Here is a 2,700-nt window from a genome sequence, read left to right on the forward strand (position 1 = left end):
CACCTTGAGAATACGGCAAGGGGTGAGACCGATGAGGTTGGGCCGGACCGGGGCCCGGGTGGCGAAGACGCCGGTCAAGGGATTGGCGGGGTCCCGGCGGGGATGGACCTTGAGGGTGGCCCGTTCTTCGGGGGTGTCGTTTTCATGGAACCAGTAGAGCACCCAGACATGGGAAAATCCGGCCAGGCCGTCCAGGGCCGGGGCGTACTGGGGCAGGATCTCCAGGAAAGTTTGTTTTCCCTGGTGTTTGACCGTGCCGATGGGATTGAGTTGCAAGGATTTGATAGTCTCTCTCCTGGGGGCTTTTTCTTGACTTTTAAGGGATTGCCCTTGAGTTGTTCCTGGTAGAGCAAGGCAAATCACAATTAACCAAGCTAACTTTCGAAGGGATCTGGGCCACATGATATTGTCACCCTCCCTCACAAATTTATTTTCGCAAGGCATTTTGATGATTTTTAATATTAGATTGCGAAGGATGGCGGTTTAGGATTTTTTTACTTCACAGGACTCCGAAAGTTTATCAAGAAATTCAAGTGGTTTTATGCAATCTATATATGGTTCAATTTGTTTGATTCGTTCTTGTAACGTTGAGAAAGTGATCAACTTACATATTTGACTCAATGGCGGAGATAAGCGAGAAAAGGTGGGACGATTAACCTCGGTAAATACCTTATTGCGCCGCTCCTCTGGCACAACAATATAAAGCGGTATACTGACGTTGGGATGCATAGCTATCAAGTCGGACATGCGGAGAAGACCTGAATAGATTGAGGTGGTGCTTTCGATTTCGAAGGCGGCTGTTATAGCATTTCCCTTCAGCCAAAGAACATCTATAAGCTCAATTGTTCGGTTGGTAGCCTCATCAAACTGGACTGGTAGTTTCTCTTTAAGATGGGTTAAATCAGTAAACCGATGACCCTGAACTTCCTTGTTTCGGTCATTTCTAGCCACCCACACATCTAATCCCATATCGTTGCCTATTTTTAATAATTGCCATTGAATCTCATCATGGATAGAAGACTCTTTCGAATATTCAGTAACTTCTTCAGGACCTGGCACAGTTACAGGCCCAATTTTTGTCTGCACTCTTTTAGGACCAAGAGGAGGCTTTCCCTTAGGTAGTGGTCGTAACACAGGATTCTTTTGGGCCTTAAGAATGGCATTAACGATAGCTTCTCCATCCTTAGCATTTAATTTATATGGAGAAATAAGGAACGGATATGTCCAAGCACTTGGGTGAGTAAGATTTTTAAATATTGAAAGTCGATCTCTTAGCATTTCAATTGGGATAGCTGTTTCAGGGGTAAGGCTCGTTACGATCCTAACCTTTAAACGGCATGGGTATAAAGCATCTTCCCAGATTTGACTATTTTCACGATAAGGCTCTGAAACAACTTCCAATATTCCCACAAAACGAGAAACTTTGGTCAGATAAGCTAGAAGATAATCTCCTGGTTTTATCGTCTGAACAGCATTCCACCTCTTTTCCGGATGTCCAGAAACCTCCCCCCCTGCATTAAGAAATTCGGCCCATGATTTTAACGAGAATACGTCTGACCAGTAATTTCTGTCAGTCATGGTTTCTCTTGCCACTCCTGTGCATTTATACTCTATGAAATCATTACCACCTTTAAAGACCTCAATTCAAGTTCTTTTCTTTATGTTGATATTTTGAATTTTTAGAAAATTATGAACCCTTAATCCCTACCACCAAAAACCTCACCCATAACATCTTTAATCATTTCTAAAGACACGTCCTCCTGGATCACCGGCTCCCCCAGGCGTTTAAGGAGTACAAAGACCACCCGGTCCTCCTGGCGTTTCTTGTCCAGGGTCAGGGCGGAGAGGACTGCTTGCGGGTCGAGGCGGGGGAGGAAGCGGGCCAGGCCGAAATTTTTAATTAACTGGCGGCCCCAGGTCCCTTCTTCCTGAGGCAGTCCCGCCAGATTTTCCGAGAGGCCCAGCGCGGCCAGCATGCCCCAGGCCACGGCCTCGCCGTGGGCCAGGCGGAAGCGGGAGGCCTGTTCCAGGCCGTGGCCCAGGGTGTGGCCGAAATTGAGGATGCGGCGCAGGCCCCCCTCCCGCTCATCCGCGGCCACCACTTCCGCCTTGATGGCCGCGGCCCGGTGGATAATCGCCGTCAATTCTTCCTCGTCCTTAAAAATGCGTTTCGCCTCTTTATCCAGCCGGGTCAGCAGCTCCGGGTCCCGGATAAATCCGGCCTTGAGGACCTCGGCCAGGCCGTTGCGGCGCTGGGACGGGGGCAGGGTCCGGAGGAATTGGGGGTCAATGGCCACCAGCCGGGGTTGATGAAAAGTGCCCAGGAGGTTTTTCCCTTCCGGCAGGTTGATTGCGGTTTTGCCGCCGATGGCCGCGTCCACCATGGCCAGCAAGGTGGTGGGGACCTGGAGGAAAGGCACGCCCCGCATGAAGATGGAGGCCAGAAAGCCGGTGAGGTCCCCCACCACGCCCCCTCCCAGGGCGATTAGAGGGGAGCTGCGGTCCGCACCCCGGACCAGGAGTTCCCGGGCCAGGCGCTGGGCCACCGGCCAGGTTTTGGCTTTCTCGCCCCGGGGCACCGTGAGCAGGGTAGGGGAGTAGCCCCCGTCCTGCAGGATTGTGACTAGTTGGTCCCCGTAAAGGCCGTGCACCCGGGTATCGGTGACGAGAAAGACCCGGGCGGGGAGGCGCAGCGCGGCA

Annotated in this window: 3 protein-coding genes; all 3 read right to left on the reverse strand. The window is 51.5% G+C overall.

Annotated features, from left to right (window positions below; translation table 11 throughout):
* Positions 1 to 402 (reverse strand): SAM-dependent methyltransferase (locus HZA49_10910; GenBank protein ID MBI5779945.1); only part of this gene is annotated, 402 nt, incomplete at its 3' end.
* An 81-nt stretch (positions 403 to 483) separates the two neighbouring features.
* Positions 484 to 1,578, reverse strand: a complete 1,095-nt coding sequence (locus HZA49_10915; GenBank protein ID MBI5779946.1) for an EVE domain-containing protein — start codon at positions 1,576 to 1,578, stop codon at positions 484 to 486.
* Between the two features lie 119 nt (positions 1,579 to 1,697).
* Entirely contained in the window at positions 1,698 to 2,651 is a 954-nt protein-coding gene (gene aroB, locus HZA49_10920) for a 3-dehydroquinate synthase (GenBank protein ID MBI5779947.1), read from the reverse strand.
* Positions 2,652 to 2,700 lie beyond the last annotated feature (49 nt).

It is taken from the genome of Planctomycetota bacterium (assembly GCA_016235865.1).
Classification (GTDB): Bacteria; Planctomycetota; MHYJ01; order JACQXL01; family JACQXL01; genus JACRIK01.